Raw genomic sequence first — 1,438 nt, 5'->3', positions numbered from 1 at the left:
AGTCGGGCTCTTCTGATGCATGTGTGGGTGCGGTAAGCGCGTCTAACGAGGCGCACGCCGCTCTCTGTCTAGGTTTCTGAACTGTCGAAGGACCAGAAACCGAGCATAGGAGAACGGCGTGCGTGAGCTCAGCCTATGGCGTGCTTTGTTGGGCGTTGAGAAGACAGTCATCGAAGACATCGAGTTCGACCAGGTCGCCGGTCAGATCGTGGCGCATGTACGCCCCGCTGCCCGTGCCCGCGGCCGTTGCGGGCGCTGCCAGCGGCGCTGCTCGGGCTATGACCCCGGCCGAGGACGGCGACGATGGCGGGCCTTGGACCTGGGCACCATGACCGCTTTCCTCGAGGGCGACTCCCCACGCGTGACCTGCCCGGTCCACGGTGTGGTGGTCGCGCACGTGCCGTGGGCTCGTAACGATGCTGGCCACACCCTTGCCTTCGATCAGACTGTGGCCTGGCTGGCCACGGTGACCTCGAAGTCGGCGGTCACCGAGTTGATGCGCATCGCGTGGCGCACCGTGGGCGCCATCATCGCCCGGGTCTGGGCCGATACCGGTGGGAGGGTCGACCTGTTCGCTGGCCTGAGCAGGATCGGGATCGATGAGATCTCCTACCGGCGCGGACATCTGTTCCTCACCGTGGTCATCGATCACGACACCGGACGGCTGGTCTGGGCCGGGGCCGGGCAGTCCAAGGCCACCCTGCAGAAGTTCTTCGACGCCCTCGGGCCCGAACGGTGCACCCAGATCAGCCATGTCTCGGCCGACGCCGCGAAGTACATCGCGGACTCGGTGGCCGCCAACTGTCCCCAAGCCGTCCAGGTTGCCGACCCCTTCCACGTCGTGAAGTGGGCCAACGACGCCCTCGGCGAGCTGCGGCTCCAGGCCTGGCGTGATGCCCGACGCGCGCTGCGGGCCAACCCACGTCGCCGGGGCCGGCCTGCCAAGAGCGAGCCACCCCATCGCAGCGCCGATCTGGTCAAGGCGCTGAGCCGGTCGCGATACGCCCTGTGGAAAAACCCCGAGAACCTCAGCCCTGGCCAACAGGCCAAGCTGGAATGGATCGCCAAGACCGACCCCCGGCTCTACCGCGCCTACCAACTCAAAGAAGGCCTCCGCGTGGTCTTCAAGCTCCCTGTCGAGCAAGCCGCCATCGCCCTGGACCGGTGGTGTCGTTCGGCTGCTGCGTGTCGGATCCCGCAGTTCGTCGAGCTCCAACGCACCGTGCGTCGACAACGCACCCCGATCCTCGCCGCGATTCAACACGGCCTTTCCAACGGGCGTACCGAGGCGGTCAACACCAAAATCCGATTACGAACCCGCATGGCCTTTGGCTTCAAAGACCCCGACGCCCTCATCGCCCTGATCATGCTCAGCCTCGGCGGCCACCGACCACACCTCCCCGGACGAACATGACCCACACATCAGTCACAAGAGCCC

Annotated in this window: 1 protein-coding gene; it reads left to right on the top strand. The window is 66.1% G+C overall.

From position 1 onward, the window contains the following. Positions 1-118 precede the first annotated feature (118 nt). Positions 119-1,414 carry an ISL3 family transposase gene (locus ACYVLV_RS06175; protein ID WP_460808522.1) on the top strand — a complete coding sequence of 432 codons (1,296 nt, stop codon included), beginning with the start codon at positions 119-121 and terminating at the stop codon, positions 1,412-1,414. The last annotated feature ends 24 nt before the right edge of the window (positions 1,415-1,438 follow it).

The sequence above is a fragment of the Nocardioides salsibiostraticola genome (genome assembly GCF_054783655.1).
The sequence above is the reverse complement of the archived record's forward strand: the minus strand, read 5'-3'. Positions and strand labels throughout refer to the sequence as shown.